Genomic DNA, 16238 nt, shown 5'->3' on the forward strand with positions numbered 1-16238 from the left:
CCTCAAGCTCCCTTCGCGCGCCCGAAGGCGTCCTGCCAGCGCAGGAAAGGCGCGGCCGCGACCTCGATCAACCAGTCCGTGAGCTTGCCGAGGATGGCGAAGATCACGATGGCGGCGAGGATCTGCGCGGGCTTACCCAGCTGCTGGCCGTCGAGCAGGAGATAGCCGAGGCCTTCGGAGGCGCCGATCAGCTCGGCTGCGACCACGAACATCCAGCCGAGGCCGAGACCGACGCGCAAGGACACGACATAGGCCGGCAGCACCGCCGGCAAGAGGATGCGGCGTATCATCGCCGGGCCGGACAGGCGGAAGGTGCGGCCGACCTCCACGATCTTGCGATCGACTGAGAGTATCGCGCCCATCACGCCGAGATAGACCGGAAAGAACACGCCGACCGCGATCAGCGCGACCTTCGAGGTCTCGAAGATGCCGAGCCAGAGGATGAACAGGGGCACCCAGGCGAGCGAGGGAATCGCGCGCAGCGCCTGCACGGTCGGATCGAGCAGCCGGCGCGCCAGCGACCAGTAGCCGGAGACGGCCCCCAACATCGTGCCTGCGATCACGCCGAAGGCGAAGCCGAGCCCGACGCGCCACAGCGTCGCTATGACGTGGCGAACCAGCTCGCCGGAGCGGGCAAGCTCGGCGATGGTGGCAAACACGCGCGAGGGCGGCGGCACCAGGCGCCCGTTGGACCAGCCGGACCAGACCACGAGCTCCCAGCCGAGCGCAAGCGTCAGCGGCAGCAGCACGCCCAGCATCGGCCGCGCATAGCGCGACAGCCGCGACGGTGCGGCGGCACTTTCGGCGGGTTCCGAAGATTGTTGCAGGACTGGCGCGTCGGAGATCATGGCCGGTAGGAAGCGCGTCTCGGGCGGGAATGCAACACTACTCTTGCCGCGGCCGCTGCTGTCGTCCCGGCGAAGGCCGGGACCCATAACCACAGGAAGGGGTTTGAGGCGAAGACGGTCACTCCGAGTCCTCGCAACCACATCTTCCTGTGGTTATGGGTCCCGGATCTGCGCTTCGCTTGTCCGGGACGACAGCGGAGTTTGCAGCGCCGTGCCTGCCTCTTCCCTGCCAATCAATTCGTCGGCAGCGGGACCTGATCGTCGATCAACGCATCCAGCGTCGCCTTCACGTCGACCTTGGCATCGACGACACCGGCTTGCTGGAGGGCGAGGCCGGCGGCGAGGATCGACTCGCGCTGGGGCGCGCCGATGCGGCTGTGGGTGAGCTCGGTGCGCTCCTTGAGCTGCTTGTCGACGACCGCCTCGGGGAGTTTTGTGACCGCGATGAAGGTCTTCTTCAGCTCGTCGTAATTGGCCAGCGAATATTTGCGCGCCTCTTCGTACACGGCGAGGACGCGGCGGGCAGCGTCGGGATAGTCCTTCAAAAACTGCTCGCGCACATTGAGGATGCCCCACGTGTTGGCCTCGGCCTTGCGATAGAACAGTTTTGCGCCCTCCTCGACCTCGGCCTGCGCCATCATCGGATCGAGGCCGGCCAGGCGTCGACGTCGCCGCGGATCAGCGCGGTCTTGCCGTCGGCGTGCTGGAGCAGCACCGGGGTGATGTCCTTTTCGGTGAGGCCCGCTCCCAACAGCGCGCGCACCAGGAAGATGTGCGGATCGGTGCCGCGCGTCACCGCGACGCGCTTGCCCTTGAGGTCTGCGACGCCGGCAATCTTGGAATCCTTCGATGTCACCAGCGCCGTCCACTCAGGGCGCGAATAGACATAGATCGACTTGATCGGGTTGCCGTTGATGCGGGCGACCAGCGCCGCCGAACCCGCGGTCGAGCCGAAATCGATCGAGCCGGCATTGAGGAATTCGAGCGCCTTGTTGGAGCCGGCCGACTGCACCCAGGTGACGGTGATGCCCTCCTTGGCGAACTCCTTCTCAAGGAGCCCCTTCTGCTTCAGAACCATCGACACCGGATTGTAGGTTGCCCAGTCGATGCGGATTTCCTTGAGCGGATCGGCCGCCTTGGCCGCGGGGGTCACGGCGAGCGCAATCGCTCCCGCCAACAGAATGCGTCGTGTAATTCCGGTCATGCCCAACCTCCTCCAAAACTTCATTGTTTTTCAATGAGTTATATCTAGAGGTCAACGAGAAAATCCGCCCCTCGAAAGCGCGCCGGCCGAGAACAGATTTGCCCAAAGCCGCGCCTTTCCAGCATGGAACGACTATTGCCAGAGAATGGCGGGTGACAGCGCCTGTCACCTCTTATATCCGGTGGGACATGGACAGCGTCGCGACTGAGCACAAGGCCGAGGTGGATGATCGTTTCGACACTGCGCGGATCACCGCCGCGGTCGATGCGCTAGCCGAAAAGCACCAGGGACGCGAGGACGCGTTCCGCACGGCCATGGCGCAATTGCTCAAGGCCGAGCTGATCGCGGCACGCGCCGCGGCACAGGAAATCCTTCTGAAGGACCGCCACGGCCGTCGCTGCGCCGAGCGGCTCTGTCACGTGCAGGACGAGATCATCCGTATCCTGTATTCGGCGGCGACCCGCCATCTCTACCGCTCGCCGATCCCGAGCGGAGCCGAGCGCATGGCGGTGGTCGCGACCGGCGGCTACGGCCGCGGCCTGATGGCGCCCGAATCCGACATCGACCTGTTGTTCATCCTGCCCTACAAGCAGACCGCCTGGGGCGAGCAGGTCGCCGAAGCTATCCTTTATTGCCTCTGGGACATGGGGCTGAAAGTCGGCCACGCCACGCGATCGGTGGACGAATCCATCCGGCAGGCGCGCGGCGACATGACCATCCGCACCGCGATCCTGGAGACGCGCTTCCTCACCGGCGACAAGCCGCTCTATGAGGAGCTGGTCGCGCGCTTCGACAAGGAGGTCGTGCAGGGCACCGCATCGGAATTCGTCACAGCCAAGCTCGCCGAGCGCGAAGAGCGGCACCGCCGCGGCGGCCAGTCGCGCTATCTGGTCGAGCCCAACGTCAAGGATGGCAAGGGCGCCTTGCGCGACCTGCACACGCTGTTCTGGATCGCCAAATACGTCTACCGCGTCCGCGACACCGGCGAGCTGGTCGAGCGCGGCGTGTTCGATGCGCAGGAATACCGCAGCTTCCGCCGCTGCGCCGATTTCCTCTGGTCGGTGCGCTGCAATCTGCATTTCTACTCCGGCCGCGCCGAAGAGCGTCTCTCCTTCGATCTCCAGCGCGAGATCGCTGTGCGGCTCGGCTACACCTCGCATCCCGGCATGCAGGACGTCGAGCGCTTCATGAAGCACTACTTCCTGGTCGCCAAGGAAGTCGGCAACCTCACTGCCATCCTCTGCGCCAAGCTCGAGGACCAGCAGGCCAAGCCCGCGCCGGTCTTGAGCCGGATGATGGCGCGGCTGCGGCCGACCGCGGCGAAGCGGCGCGTCCCCGACAGCGACGACTTCATCGTCGACAACAACCGCATCAACGTTGCCGCACCCGACGTGTTCAAGCACGACCCGGTCAATCTGATCCGGATCTTCCGCCTTGCGCAGAAGAACAACCTCGCCTTCCATCCGGATGCGATGCGCGACGTGACGAGATCGCTCGGCCTGATCAACGCGCAGATGCGCGAGAATCCCGAGGCCAACCGGCTGTTCATGGAGATCCTGACCTCCGACAACGCCGAGATCGTGCTGCGGCGGATGAACGAGACCGGCGTGCTCGGCCAGTTCATCCGTGCCTTCGGCAAGATCGTCTCGATGATGCAGTTCAACATGTATCATCACTACACCGTCGACGAGCACCTGATCCGCTGCATCGGCTTCCTCCAGGACATCGAGCGCGGCGGCATCGAGGAATTCGCTTTGGCCAGCGACCTGATGCGCAAGTCCCGGCCCGAGCACCGGTCGGTGATCTACATCGCAACGCTGCTGCACGACGTCGCTAAGGGCCGGCCGGAGGACCACTCGATCGCCGGCGCCAAGGTGGCGCGACGGCTGTGCCCGCGGCTCGGGTTCAGCCCGGCCGACACCGAGCTCATCGCCTGGCTGATCGAGGAGCATCTGACGATGTCCACGGTCGCGCAGTCGCGCGACCTCTCGGATCGCAAGACCATCGAGAATTTCGCCGCCGTGGTGCAGTCGGTCGAGCAGATGAAGTTGCTGACGATCCTGACCACCGCTGACATCCGTGGTGTCGGTCCCGGGGTGTGGAACGGCTGGAAGGCGCAGCTCTTGCGCTCGCTGTACTACGAGACCGAGCCGGTGCTGACCGGCGGCTTCTCGGAGGTCGACCGCGGCAAGCGCCTCACCGCCGCCTACGCTGAATTCCGAAATGCCTTCGCCGAATGGCCGGCGGAGGAGCTCGATGCCTATATCGGCCGGCACTATCCGGCCTACTGGCTCAAGGTCGAGCTGCCACGGAAAATTCGGCACGCCCGCTTCGTCCGCTCCAGCGAACAGGCCGGCCATAAGCTCGCGATCAATGTCGGCTTCGACGAGGTCCGCGGCGTCACCGAGCTGACGATCTTCGCGGCCGACCATCCCTGGCTGCTCTCGATCATCGCCGGCGCCTGCGCCTCGGCCGGCGCCAACATCGTCGATGCCCAGATCTACACCACGACCGACGGGCGCGCGCTCGACACCATCTCGATCTCGCGCGAATACGACCGCGACGAGGACGAGGGACGGCGCGCCACACGCATCGGCGAGATGATCGAGGACGTGCTGGAAGGCAAGCTGCGCCTGCCTGAAGTGGTGGCGCGGCGCACGGTGCGCAGCAAGGCACGGCCCTTCGTGATCGAGCCTGAGGTGACCATCAACAACCAATGGTCCGACCGCTACACCGTGATCGAGGTCTCCGGTCTCGACCGGCCCGGCCTGCTCTACGAGCTGACCACCGCGATCTCGAAGCTCAACCTCAACATCGCCTCCGCCCATGTCGCGACCTTCGGCGAGCGCGCCCGCGACGTGTTCTACGTCACCGACCTCCTGGGTGCGCAGATCAGCGCGCCGACCCGCCAGGCCGCGATCAAGAGCGCGCTGACCCATGTGATGGCCGGCGACAAGGCGGTCCAGCCGGCGGCGTGACCTTCCTTCGTCACTCTGCGCTCGCGGCTAATGGACCCTGCCCCCTGACTATCATCGCGCCGACTTTTGCTCAGAGTGTCGCAGCGCGTTCACGAGCGCAGACAGCGCGGCTGGTTGATGCTGACGACTGGGATAATACATGAAGAAGCCGGGAATTGGCGGCGTCCAATCCTCCAGCACCCGAATGAGGCGGCGCTTCGCAATATGTTCGGCGACCTGCTCTTCATAGGCGAGCCCGATACCAACTCCGGCGAGCGCCGCCTGAATCACCAGGTGAGTGTCGTCAATGATGAGCGGGCCATTCACGTTGATCGTGACCGACTTTCGTCCTTGCTCAAACTCCCACCGATATGGACCACCTGCAAGACGCAGGGTAATGCACCGATGATCGCTCAGGTCCCTCGGCTTTTCGGGGATGCGTCGTGAAGCGAAATAGCGTGGCGACCCTATGACCGCCAATCGCAGTTCGGGCGTGACACGAACCGCGATCATGTCCTTTTGAATGTACTCGCCAAGCTGAATGCCGGCATCGAACTCGCCTGCAACGAGGTCCACTGGGCCAGTGACGGTGACGACGTCCAGAACGATGTCGGGGTAGGCCTCAGCGAAAGCTCTGAGCCGCGGTAACAGTACCATCACCGCAGCCGATCGCGACATCACAATTCGAAGGCGGCCTTCGGGTCGGCGCCGAATGCTCCGGGCCTTATCGAGGGCATGACGGATTTGCTCAAGGGCCGGAGACAGATCCTCCAGGAGAGCCGCTCCCGCAGCGGTCGGTGCAACGCTCTTGGTCGTTCGAGCGAGCAGCTTCAGTTCGAGCCGTTGCTCAAGCCTCCGGATCGTGTGGCTCAAGGCAGACTGAGACACGCCCAGCTTTATCGCGGCGCGTGTAAAGCTTCGTTCGCGGGCCACGATTGCAAACGCGGCGAGGTCGTTCATTTCGTCTGTCATCATCATGAATATCGCTCATGAGCCCATGCCATTCAAGGCACCTAGTCTCATAAGTCACCTCGCCGTAGGTCTTGCGCGAGCACGGGAGACGACCTGCAGCACTTTTCTGCGCGATGGGCAGGTCGACGCTCGGCACAGCTGCCGGACCGAATGAATGAGTCCGGTGCAAGAGCTTTGAGGATGACAATGGATACGGACGTTCCCGCCTTGCGCTCGCTTGCGCAGACCTATTTCGACGCTGCCTATGAAATGGATGCTGAGAAGTTTGCATCCATATTTCACCCCTCGAGTTCCGTGACGAAGGTGGCCGAGGACGGCAAATTGGGCGTGACGCCGATTGCGTCCTGGCTGGCAGTGGTCCGCAACACGAAAGCTCCGAAGCAACTGGGCTTCGAGCGGGAAGATCAGATCCTATCAATAGACGTTGAGAGCGAGCTCGCGCTCTTGAAAGTCAAACTGCGCATTCCCCCGCGTTCCTTCACGGACCTGCTGTCGTGCTTGAAGGTGAACGGGACCTGGAAAATAGTGCAGAAAGTGATGACGTCGAAAGTCTGACGGATTCGTTACGGCAGGCAGCGTCCATGAGGCAGGTGCGGCCACAGGCACGGTCCGCTCAATCCATTCTCAAACGGACTCTCGGACCTGCACCCCCTCATGCCGCAGCAGCCAGCGCTTGCGCTCGAGCCCGCCGCCGTATTTCACCAGCGAACCGTCGGCGCCGATCAAGCGGTGGCAGGGCAGCACCACGCTGATCGGATTGGAGCCGTTGGCATGACCGACGGCACGAATGGCTTTTGGCACATCGATCTTTGCGGCCAGCGCGCTGTAGCTCATCGTGGTGCCGGCGGGGATGTGAGCCAGCGCGTTCCAGACCTTCTGCTGAAACGGCGTGCCGGCGATACGCCATGCGATGGCCGAGAGCTGACCGAGATCGCCTTCGAAGTACCCCGATAGCGCCGTCCGTATGGACCCATGCGCAGGCCGGTCGCTGAGATCGACCGCACCGTAGTGCAAGCGCAAGAGCTCGCGCATGCGATGCTCATAGTCTTCCCAGTCCAGTGCGCGTAGCGCACCCTCGGCATCGGTGACGAGCAGAGCAATCCCGATCGGCGTCACCAGGCGATCGAGGCCGAAGCTTGCAGACGGTTTGGTTGATCGCCCGGGCATGGTGGCACCATAGCATCGAAACATGCCGTCGCACTTGCCATGCCGGCCGTGCTATCGTCCACCCGAAAGCTGACGCTGGGGGAGCTCAACTTGATCCTGATCGCCAATATCCTGGTGGCGCTGGTCGCCGCACTGCACGTCTTTTTCCTGATCCTGGAGATGTTCCTCTGGGACAAGCCGCAGGGCCTGAAGGTGTTTCGCAACACGCCGGAGAAGGCCGAGATCACGAAGGTGCTGGCCGCCAATCAGGGCCTCTATAACGGCTTCCTCGCCGCCGGCCTGATCTGGGGTCTGGTCCACGGCAACCCGGCCTTCGCATTCCAGATCAAGGCGTTCTTCCTGCTTTGCGTGATCGTGGCCGGCGCCTATGGCGCCGCGACCGTCAGCAGCCGCATCCTGATGGTGCAGGCGCTGCCGGCGGCGGTCGCGCTGGTCGCGTTGTTCCTGGCCTGAGACGCCTGACCACGGGCTCCTCGGCCTGAGACGCTACGGCGCAGCGCCGCGATCCTTGCGCGGCGACGAACCTTCCTCCACAATCTTCGGCAGCGATGGCGACCGTTGCAATCGACGGGAAAAGACCATCGGCCGAAAATTCCGTCAGGAGGAACAACCAACATGACCAATCGCAGAGCCTTCTTAGCTGCCACGACAGCGCTCGCCTTCGCGTTCTCCGCGAACCAAGCCTTCGTAAGCCAAGCCTTCGCCCAGAAGAAATACGACACCGGGGCGACCGACACCGAGATCAAGATCGGCCAGACCGTGCCGTTCTCCGGCGCCTACTCCGTCTACGCCAATATCGGCAAGACCCAGGCCGCCTACTTCAAGATGATCAACGATCAGGGCGGCATCAACGGCCGCAAGATCAATCTGATCCAGTATGATGACGCCTATTCGCCGCCGAAGACAGTGGAGCAGGTGCGCAAGCTCGTCGAGGGCGACGAGGTGCTGTTCACCTTCCAGCTGATCGGCACCGCGGCCAACGCCGCCGTGCAAAAATATCTCAACGGCAAGAAGGTGCCGCAGTTGCTGGCCTCGACCGGCGCGGCCCGCTTCAACGATCCGCAGAACTATCCCTGGACCATCGCCTACAATCCCAACTACGTGTCCGAGGGGCGCATCTACGCCAAATACATTCTCAAGGAGCATCCGAACGCCAAGATCGGCGTGCTCTACCAGAACGACGACATGGGCCGCGACTATCTCGCGGGCCTCAAGAGCGGCCTCGGCGACAAGGCCGCCAGCATGATCGTCGGCGAGGTGTCCTACGAAGTCACCGACCCGACGGTCGATTCCCAGGTGGTCAAGCTGAAGTCGATGGGCGTCGACGTGTTCTTCGATGCCTCGACGCCGAAATTCGCGGCACAGGCGATCAAGAAGCTTGCCGACCTCGGCTGGACGCCGGTGCACATCCTCGACATCAATGCGAGCCCGATCTCGGCAACGTTGAAGCCGGCCGGCCTCGACATCTCCAAGGGCATCATCTCGACCCAATATGGCAAGGAGCCCAGCGATCCGCAGTGGAAGGACGATCCCGGCGTGAAGGCCTTCTTCGCTTTCATGGACAAGTATTTCCCGGAAGGCGACAAGCTCAACACCGTCAACACCTACGCCTATTCCGTGGCGGAGCTGCTGGTGCAGGTCCTGAAGCAATGCGGCGACGATCTGACGCGTGAGAACATCATGAAGCAGGTCGCCAACATCAAGGACTTCACGCCGAGCTTCGCGCTGCCCGGCATCAAGATCAACACCGGGCCGAACGACTTCCGCGTCAACAAGCAGATGCAGATGATGAAGTTCAACGGCGAACGCTGGGAGCTGTTCGGACCGATCATCGAGGACACGGGACCGTCGGGCTAGTCCCGATCTCGTAGGGTGGGTTACGCCCAGCGGACTGCACTTCGCGCAGCCCGCAAGGCTAACCCACCCTACGAACGCCCACCTTGCGTCGCAACAATCGTTCCTCCACACTCGCCCTCAGCGATGGCATCGGATGCGCAAGCGCGCGCCGAGAGATCATCGGCAATAACAACTGAGGGAATTGCGAATGAGGAATGGAATGCTGCATCTGGCCGCGGCTACGGCGCTGACCCTGGCGCTGTCGATCTCTGCGGCCAATGCCCAGAAGAAATATGATCCGGGCGCCAGCGACACCGAGATCAAAGTCGGACAGACTGTGCCGTTCTCGGGGCCGGCATCGGCCTATGCCACGATCGGCAAGACGCAGGCCGCCTATTTCAAGATGATCAACGACCAGGGCGGCGTCAACGGTCGCAAGATCAACCTGATCCAGTATGACGACGCCTATTCGCCGCCGAAGGCGGTGGAGCAGGTGCGCAAGCTCGTCGAGAGCGACGAGGTGCTGCTGACCTTCCAGATCGTCGGCACGCCCTCGAACGCAGCGGTGCAGAAATATCTCAACTCCAAGAAGGTGCCGCAGCTGTTCGCCGCCACCGGCGCCTCGAAGTTCACCGATCCCAAGAACTTCCCTTGGACCATGGGCTACAACCCGAACTATTTCGTCGAGGGCCGCATCTACGGCCAGTACGTCCTGAAGGAGCATCCGAACGCCAAGATCGGCGTGCTTTATCAGAACGACGATCTCGGCAAGGACTATCTGAACGGCATCAAGGCCGGCCTCGGCGACAAGGCTGGCAAGATGATCGTGACGGAAGCGTCCTACGAGGTCTCCGATCCGACCGTCGACTCGCAGATTCTCAAGATCAAGGATGCCGGCGCCGATCTGTTCTTCAGCGCGACCACGCCGAAGCAGGCCGCGCAGGCGATCAAGAAGATCGCGGAGATGGGCTGGCATCCGGTGCAGATCGTCGACATCAACGCCACTTCGGTCGGTGCGGTGATGAAGCCGGCGGGCCTGGAGGCATCCAAGGGCGTGATCAGCGTCAACTACGGCAAGGATCCGCTCGATCCGGCCTGGAAGGACGATGCCGGCATGAAGAAATATTTCGACTTCATGGCGAAGTACTATCCTGACGGCGACAAGGATTCGAGCTTCAACACCTATGGCTACGGCACCGCCCAGCTGCTGGTGCACGTGCTGAAGCAGTGCGGCGACAACCTGACGCGCGAGAATGTCATGAAGCAGGCCGCCTCGCTGAAGGACTTCATCGGCGACACCGCGCTGCCCGGCATCAAGGCCAACACCTCGGCGACCGACTACCGCGTCAACAAGCAGCTTCAGATGATGAAGTTCAACGGCGAGCGCTGGGAGCTGTTCGGCCCGATCCTGGAGGATGCGGGTCCGGCGGGTTAGCTTCTCACGCAACTTCGTAGGGTGGGCAAAGGCGCGCAAGCGCCGTGCCCACCATCTCTCCATAATCGCGACGAAAGTCGTGGGCACGCCCCCGGGATGCGCATTCGCGCACCCCGGGGCTTTATCCACCCTACGAGCTACTCCGGTATCTCTCCAAAATTCTTCCCGATCGGCAGCACGGCGTGCCGGATCAGCCGCGAGTCCTCCACTGCGGCCTGGCGATGCTTGACCGCCTCGCGGTAGACGGGATCGCGGATCATCTCGACGAAGGCTCCGACATCAGGATATTCGGCGATGAAGCAATGGTCCCAGCGCTCTTCCTGCGGGCCGATCAGCATCAGCTCGAATCTGCCCTGCCAGATGATGCGGCCGCCGAGGCGTTCGAACACCGGGCCGCTCTCGCGGCCATAGGCCGCGTAGGCTTCGGCGCCGCTTGCCTTGCGGCCATCCGGATAGGCCGCCTCCTTGCGCAGACGCACCAGGTTGAGCATCTGGATCGGCCCGGGACGGTCGTTCTCCCGGAATTGCGCGAAAATCTCCTTGGTCGGATCGATATGGCCCATGCGTGCTTCCTCTGCGTGTTTCCTCGTGTTTTGTGCCGGCGATCCTAGCTCCGGCACGCAACCAGCGGAACTGCGGCGAGCGAATGCCGCACCTCCTAATCGCGCGTTAAGGTCTGGGTAACCGGGCCTTAAACAGCGACCGCTAGCGTGCGGCGGGGCGGGCTGACCGGGCGTTTTTGCGTATGGCGTGGGGAAAGAAAAAGGGTGGGCGGAAGGAGCCGCTATTCGGCTTGCCCGCGGCGCTCGCCGATCTGCGCCTGACCGCGGCGGACCGCATCCCCGGCGGCGACGACAAGCCGAAGAAATCAACGAAATCATCCGCCAAGCGCAAGAGCGAAGATTCCGGTGACGAGCCGCCGCGCGAACGGAAGGCGCCAGCCAGCCGCAGCGGTGCCAAGCGGCGCACCAAGTCGCGCATCGGCGCCAGCATCGGCCGCCTGGTCTATTGGGGCGCGGTGCTCGGCCTGTGGGGCGCGATCGCCGTGATCGGCGTCGTGATCTATGTCGGCGCCCATCTGCCGCCGATCCAGTCGCTGGAGATCCCCAAGCGGCCGCCGACGATCCAAATCGTCGGCATCGACGGCAGCATGCTGGCGCAACGCGGAGAGATGGCCGGCGCCAATGTCTCGCTGAAGGATTTGCCGCCGTACCTGCCCAAGGCATTCATCGCCATCGAGGACCGCCGCTTCTATTCGCATTTCGGCATCGACCCGATCGGCATCCTGCGCGCCCTCGTCACCAACGTCATGCATCGCGGCGTCTCGCAGGGCGGCTCGACGCTGACGCAGCAGCTCGCCAAGAACCTGTTCCTGACCCAGGAGCGCACCATGCAGCGCAAGCTGCAGGAGGTAGAGCTCGCGATCTGGCTCGAGCGCAAGCATTCCAAGAACGAGATCCTGGAGCTCTATCTCAACCGCGTCTATTTTGGCTCCGGCGCATATGGCGTCGAAGCCGCCGCGCAGAAATATTTCGGCAAGTCGGCGAAGAACGTCACGGTTGCCGAGGCCGCGATGCTGGCCGGTCTTGTCAAATCGCCCTCGCGCCTCGCGCCGAACCGCAACCCCGAAGGCGCCGAAGCCCGCGCGCAGATCGTGCTGGCGGCGATGGCGGATGCAAAATTCATCACCGATGCGCAGGCGCAGGCCTCGATCGGCCATCCCTCCTACAATGTGAAACCGGTCGGCGCCGGGACGGTCAATTACGTCGCCGACTGGATCGGCGAGGTGCTGGACGATCTGGTCGGCCAGATCGACGAGAGCATCAAGGTCGAGACCACGATCGATCCGAAACTGCAGAGCGTGGCGGAAGCCGCCATCATCGACGAGCTCGCGGCCAAGAGCGTGAAGTTCAATGTCAGCCAGGGCGCGCTGGTGGCGATGACGCCGGATGGTGCGGTGCGCGCCATGGTGGGCGGGCGGAACTATTCCGAGAGCCAGTACAACCGCGCTGTGACGGCAAAGCGCCAGCCGGGCTCCTCGTTCAAGCCGTTCGTCTATCTGACCGCGCTCGAGCAGGGCCTGACGCCTGATACGATGCGCCAGGACGCGCCAATCGAGGTCAAGGGCTGGCGACCCGAGAACTACACTCATGAATATTTCGGCGCGGTGACGCTGACGCAGGCGCTGGCGATGTCCCTCAACACCGTCGCCATTCGCCTCGGCCTCGAGGTCGGACCGAAGAATGTGGTGCGCACCGCGCACCGGCTCGGCATCTCCTCCAAGCTCGAGCCGAACGCCTCGATCGCGCTCGGCACGTCGGAAGTCTCGGTGGTCGAGCTGGTCGGCGCCTACGCCCCCTTCGCCAATGGCGGTCTCGCGGTGGCACCGCACGTCGTCACGCGGATCAAGACGCTGGGCGGCAAGCTGCTCTACATGCGCCAGCCTGAGGAGCGCAATCAGGTCATCGACCCCCGCTATGTCGGCATGATGAACGCGATGATGCGCGAGACGCTGATATCAGGCACCGCCAAGAAGGCCGAGATCCCGGGCTGGCCCGCGGCCGGCAAGACCGGCACCAGCCAGGATTACCGCGACGCCTGGTTCATCGGCTACACCGCAAGCCTCGTCACCGGCGTCTGGCTCGGCAATGACGACAATTCGCCGACCAAGAAGGCGACCGGCGGCGGCCTGCCGGTGGAAGTCTGGTCGCGCTTCATGCGCGCCGCGCACGAGGGTGTGCCGGTGGCGGCATTGCCGAGCACACAAGGTGGCTGGGGCCTGTCGAACCTCGCGCAGGCGGCTTCGCAGGTGTCGCCGCCGACGTTGGCAGCGCCCGGGCCGGCACCCGCAAGCAATGGCGGCTATCGCCCACCGCCGACACGCGCCAATGCGCGGCCGGAGGCTGCGGCAGGGCTCGATGGCTGGCTGATGGACCGGCTGTTTGGCGGAAACCGTTAGGCGCGGCCTGAGGTCCGCGTGGCCTCAAGACAAAAACTGCGAAAACAACCCCATGCACAGTAGCCCGCGCTAACGATATCAACGGCTTGCGCGGGCCGCACAGACGCCTGAACTGCGCCTCGAAGTCAGCTCCACCACTTCGACAAGTCCTGCCAATCACGGCAGGATCAACCGAGGTGAGCTACTCCCCAAAAGCAAAAACACCAGCCGCTCCACTCTCCGCTGTCATTCCCCGCGAAAGCGGGGAATCCAGTACGCCGCGGCTTCTCGATTCAATCAGCGCCGTCTCGGCGCACTGGATCGCCCGGTCAAAGCCGGGCGATGACACCTTTCAAGACGTTTGCAGCGCGTCCCTAATCCTCGACCCCATACCGGTGCAGATCGTTGCCGTAGGTATCGAGCCACTTCTTGGCGCGCTCCATCGACGGGCAGACTTTTCCGCACACGCGCCAGAACCGCGCCGAGTGGTTCATCTCGACGAGATGAGCGACCTCGTGCGCGGCGAGGTAGTCGAGCACGAAGGGCGGCGCCAGGATCAGGCGCCAGGAGAACGACAGCGAGCCGGCCGAGGTGCAGGAACCCCAGCGGCTGGACTGATCGCGGATCGAGAGGCGCTTGACCCTGACACCGAGCTCGGCGGCGTAAGCCTCCGCCGATCGCTGAAGGTCGCGGCGCGCCTCGCGCTTGAGGAAGTCGCTGACGCGGCGATCGACATGCTCGAGCCCGCCGGCGACGCAGAGAATGCGCTCACCGCTGTCGCGCATCTCGGTCCACACCGTGCCGCGCGTGCCGGCGCGATGAACGATGCGATGCGGGGTGCCACGGAGCGGTATCACCGTGCCCGGCTGGAACGGCGCAGCCTTCGGCAAGCGACCGAGGCGCGCCGCGATCCACGCACCGTGGCGCTGCGCGAAGTCTTTCGCCTCGGCCAGCGTGCCGCGCGGCGGCATGGTGAGGATGGCTTCGCGATCGCTGGGGTGAATTCTCAGCGTGTAGCGGCGCGCGCGGCGGTGCCGGCGCAATCGGATGGCAAAAAATTGCGATCCATGGGTGATCAGGACGGTCTTGGGTTCGTGGGGCCGCCGATAGAGGAGAGCGCGAGTGGCCATGTCTGTCAGTCCGGGGGGCAGGAGGGCGCCCGGATTCTGCCATAACCGCCGCCAGGGAAAGCGCTCGGCGCAAAAACAAATCATTTGCCCAATATACAGCGGTCTGACGTCCGGGAGACCCTACAGACTGGGGTTGGAACCGGCTTTTTTCGCCCCCGCTGGACGCATGCGGCACCCCCAAGGGGTGAGGGAAGACTCACTCCTATAAAGCTACCTAAATACCGCGAATCTGGAGAGAACCTGGCCCGGCCGGAGCCTCCGGCAGGGCCTGAATTTTCGACGGGAAAGCCGAAAACGAAGGTTATTCGGCCGCGAGAGCCTGCAATGAGCTCGGATTCGCAGCTGAGACCATGAAGTCATGGATTCGCGGAACGATTTCCGACTTGAAGCGCGAGCCGTTGAACACGCCGTAATGTCCGACGCCCTTCTGGACGTAATGGACGCGGCGATGATCGGGGATCGAGCTGCACAATGTGTGCGTCGCTTCGGTCTGACCGAGACCCGAGATGTCGTCGTTCTCGCCTTCGACCGTCATCAACGCCACGCGCGTGACCTTGGAGGGGTCGACGCGTGTTCCGCGATGCGTCATCTCGCCCTTCGGCAGCGAATGTTTCACGAAAACGGTGTCGACCGTCTGCAGGTAATACTCGGCGGAGAGGTCCATCACCGCGAGATATTCGTCATAGAACTCGCGATGCTTGTCGACGAGGTCGCCGTCGCCCTTCACCAGATGGGCAAAGAGCTGCTTGTGGGCGTCCATGTGCCGGTCGAGATTCATGCTGATGAAGCCGTTGAGCTGCAGGAATCCCGGATAGACGTCGCGCATCATGCCGGGATGCGGGAACGGCACCTTGGTGATGACGTGGTTGCGGAACCAGTCGATACCGCGCTCCTGGGCGAGATTGTTCACCGACGTCGGATTGCGACGGGTGTCGATCGGGCCGCCCATCAGCGTCATCGAGGTCGGCACGAAGGGATCGCGCCGCGCTTCCATGATCGAAACGGCGGCGACCACCGGCACGGAGGGCTGGCACACCGCCATGACGTGGGTGTTGCCGCCGAGGACGTGCAGCATCTCGATGACGTAGTCGATGTAATCGTCGAGATCGAAGCGGCCATCGCTGAGCGGCACCATGCGGGCATCGGCCCAATCGGTAATGTAGACCTCATGTGCGGGCAGGAAGGCTTCGACCGTCCCGCGGAGCAGCGTCGCATAATGCCCGGACATCGGCGCCACGATCAGCACGCGCGGCTGCGGGCTGCGCAGGGGACGAGCGAACTTGCGATCGAAGTAGAGCAGCCGGCAGAACGGCTTTTCCCAGACTGAGCGGACCTCGACGGGGACGCGGATGCCGTTGACCTCGGTGTCGTCGAGGCCCCATTCCGGCTTGCCGTAGCGGCGCGTGGTGCGCTCGAACAATTCGCAGGCCGCGGCAACCGACTTGCCGACCTCGGTGCGCGCCCAGGGGTTGAGAGGATTCTGAAACAGCAGCTTGGTCGCGTCAGTGACCGCACGTGCCGGATTGAGAGAGGCGTGCGCCATCTCGTACATCCAGTACATCGGCGTCGTCAGGACCGGACTGCCTTCTGCAGCCAGGGGCGGTGCGCCGCCGAACTCACCAATAGGCATCGCTATATCCCTCTTCGCATCGCAGCATACTGCCGAATGCGCAATATTGCGTCAATGCATGGTTCCGTACATCTACGTGGCGGAGACGGGTAAATCGGCCTGAATCCACGGGAAAGTGACG

General features: G+C 63.5%; 12 protein-coding genes and 1 pseudogene. 6 read left to right on the forward strand and 7 right to left on the reverse strand.

The genetic code is table 11. The annotated features are described in order from the left end of the window. Positions 1–2: 2 nt before the first annotated feature. Both GGD65_RS15245 and GGD65_RS15250 read right to left on the reverse strand, forming a co-directional pair. Positions 3–848, reverse strand: a complete 846-nt coding sequence (locus tag GGD65_RS15245; RefSeq protein WP_183235776.1) for an ABC transporter permease — start codon at positions 846–848, stop codon at positions 3–5. Between the two features lie 233 nt (positions 849–1081). Further along, a pseudogene (locus GGD65_RS15250) lies at positions 1082–2052 on the reverse strand (aliphatic sulfonate ABC transporter substrate-binding protein). Between the two features lie 188 nt (positions 2053–2240). On the opposite strand from GGD65_RS15250, the gene GGD65_RS15255 reads away from it, so the two are divergent. After that, the gene (locus GGD65_RS15255; protein ID WP_018319530.1) at positions 2241–5030 is read left to right on the forward strand and encodes a [protein-PII] uridylyltransferase; all 2790 of its coding nucleotides are present in this window, start codon (positions 2241–2243) and stop codon (positions 5028–5030) included. A 51-nt stretch (positions 5031–5081) separates the two neighbouring features. Here the strand turns inward: GGD65_RS15255 and GGD65_RS15260 are convergent, their stop codons facing one another. Beyond that, positions 5082–5984: a LysR family transcriptional regulator gene (locus GGD65_RS15260; RefSeq protein ID WP_409362741.1), complete on the reverse strand. Its 903-nt coding sequence runs from the start codon at positions 5982–5984 to the stop codon at positions 5082–5084. Positions 5985–6167: 183 nt separating this feature from the next. Here GGD65_RS15260 and GGD65_RS15265 point away from each other — a divergent pair, with 183 nt between their 5' ends. Then, on the forward strand, positions 6168–6536 hold the full coding sequence (locus GGD65_RS15265) for a nuclear transport factor 2 family protein (RefSeq protein WP_026202199.1): 369 nt from the start codon (positions 6168–6170) through the stop codon (positions 6534–6536). Positions 6537–6605: 69 nt separating this feature from the next. On the opposite strand, the gene GGD65_RS15270 is transcribed toward GGD65_RS15265, so the two are convergent. Next, on the reverse strand, positions 6606–7148 hold the full coding sequence (locus tag GGD65_RS15270; RefSeq protein WP_183235777.1) for a methylated-DNA--[protein]-cysteine S-methyltransferase: 543 nt from the start codon (positions 7146–7148) through the stop codon (positions 6606–6608). Positions 7149–7187: 39 nt separating this feature from the next. Here GGD65_RS15270 and GGD65_RS15275 point away from each other — a divergent pair, with 39 nt between their 5' ends. From GGD65_RS15275 to GGD65_RS15285, 3 genes are all read left to right on the forward strand, one after another. Beyond that, on the forward strand, positions 7188–7601 hold the full coding sequence (locus tag GGD65_RS15275) for a DUF1304 domain-containing protein (protein WP_018319526.1): 414 nt from the start codon (positions 7188–7190) through the stop codon (positions 7599–7601). A gap of 162 nt (positions 7602–7763) precedes the next feature. Continuing rightward, the gene (locus GGD65_RS15280; RefSeq protein ID WP_038970676.1) at positions 7764–9005 is read left to right on the forward strand and encodes an ABC transporter substrate-binding protein; all 1242 of its coding nucleotides are present in this window, start codon (positions 7764–7766) and stop codon (positions 9003–9005) included. A gap of 187 nt (positions 9006–9192) precedes the next feature. Further along, complete coding sequence (locus GGD65_RS15285; RefSeq protein WP_183235778.1) at positions 9193–10419, forward strand: ABC transporter substrate-binding protein; 1227 nt, start codon at positions 9193–9195, stop codon at positions 10417–10419. A 137-nt stretch (positions 10420–10556) separates the two neighbouring features. Here the strand turns inward: GGD65_RS15285 and GGD65_RS15290 are convergent, their stop codons facing one another. Then, positions 10557–10982 (reverse strand): DUF1330 domain-containing protein, encoded by a 426-nt coding sequence (locus GGD65_RS15290; RefSeq protein WP_183235779.1) that lies wholly within the window; start codon positions 10980–10982, stop codon positions 10557–10559. A 182-nt stretch (positions 10983–11164) separates the two neighbouring features. Here GGD65_RS15290 and GGD65_RS15295 point away from each other — a divergent pair, with 182 nt between their 5' ends. Continuing rightward, the gene (locus tag GGD65_RS15295) at positions 11165–13378 is read left to right on the forward strand and encodes a transglycosylase domain-containing protein (protein WP_183235780.1); all 2214 of its coding nucleotides are present in this window, start codon (positions 11165–11167) and stop codon (positions 13376–13378) included. Positions 13379–13731: 353 nt separating this feature from the next. On the opposite strand, the gene GGD65_RS15300 is transcribed toward GGD65_RS15295, so the two are convergent. Together GGD65_RS15300 and GGD65_RS15305 are read right to left on the reverse strand one after the other, a co-directional pair. Further along, positions 13732–14571, reverse strand: coding sequence for a M48 family metallopeptidase (locus GGD65_RS15300; RefSeq protein WP_018319521.1), 840 nt, complete (start codon positions 14569–14571; stop codon positions 13732–13734). 217 nt (positions 14572–14788) lie between these two features. Continuing rightward, the gene (locus GGD65_RS15305) at positions 14789–16117 is read right to left on the reverse strand and encodes a polyhydroxyalkanoate depolymerase (protein ID WP_018319520.1); all 1329 of its coding nucleotides are present in this window, start codon (positions 16115–16117) and stop codon (positions 14789–14791) included. Between the last annotated feature and the right edge of the window lie 121 nt (positions 16118–16238).

Source organism: Bradyrhizobium sp. CIR18 (assembly GCF_014198295.1).
Lineage (GTDB): Bacteria > Pseudomonadota > Alphaproteobacteria > Rhizobiales > Xanthobacteraceae > Bradyrhizobium.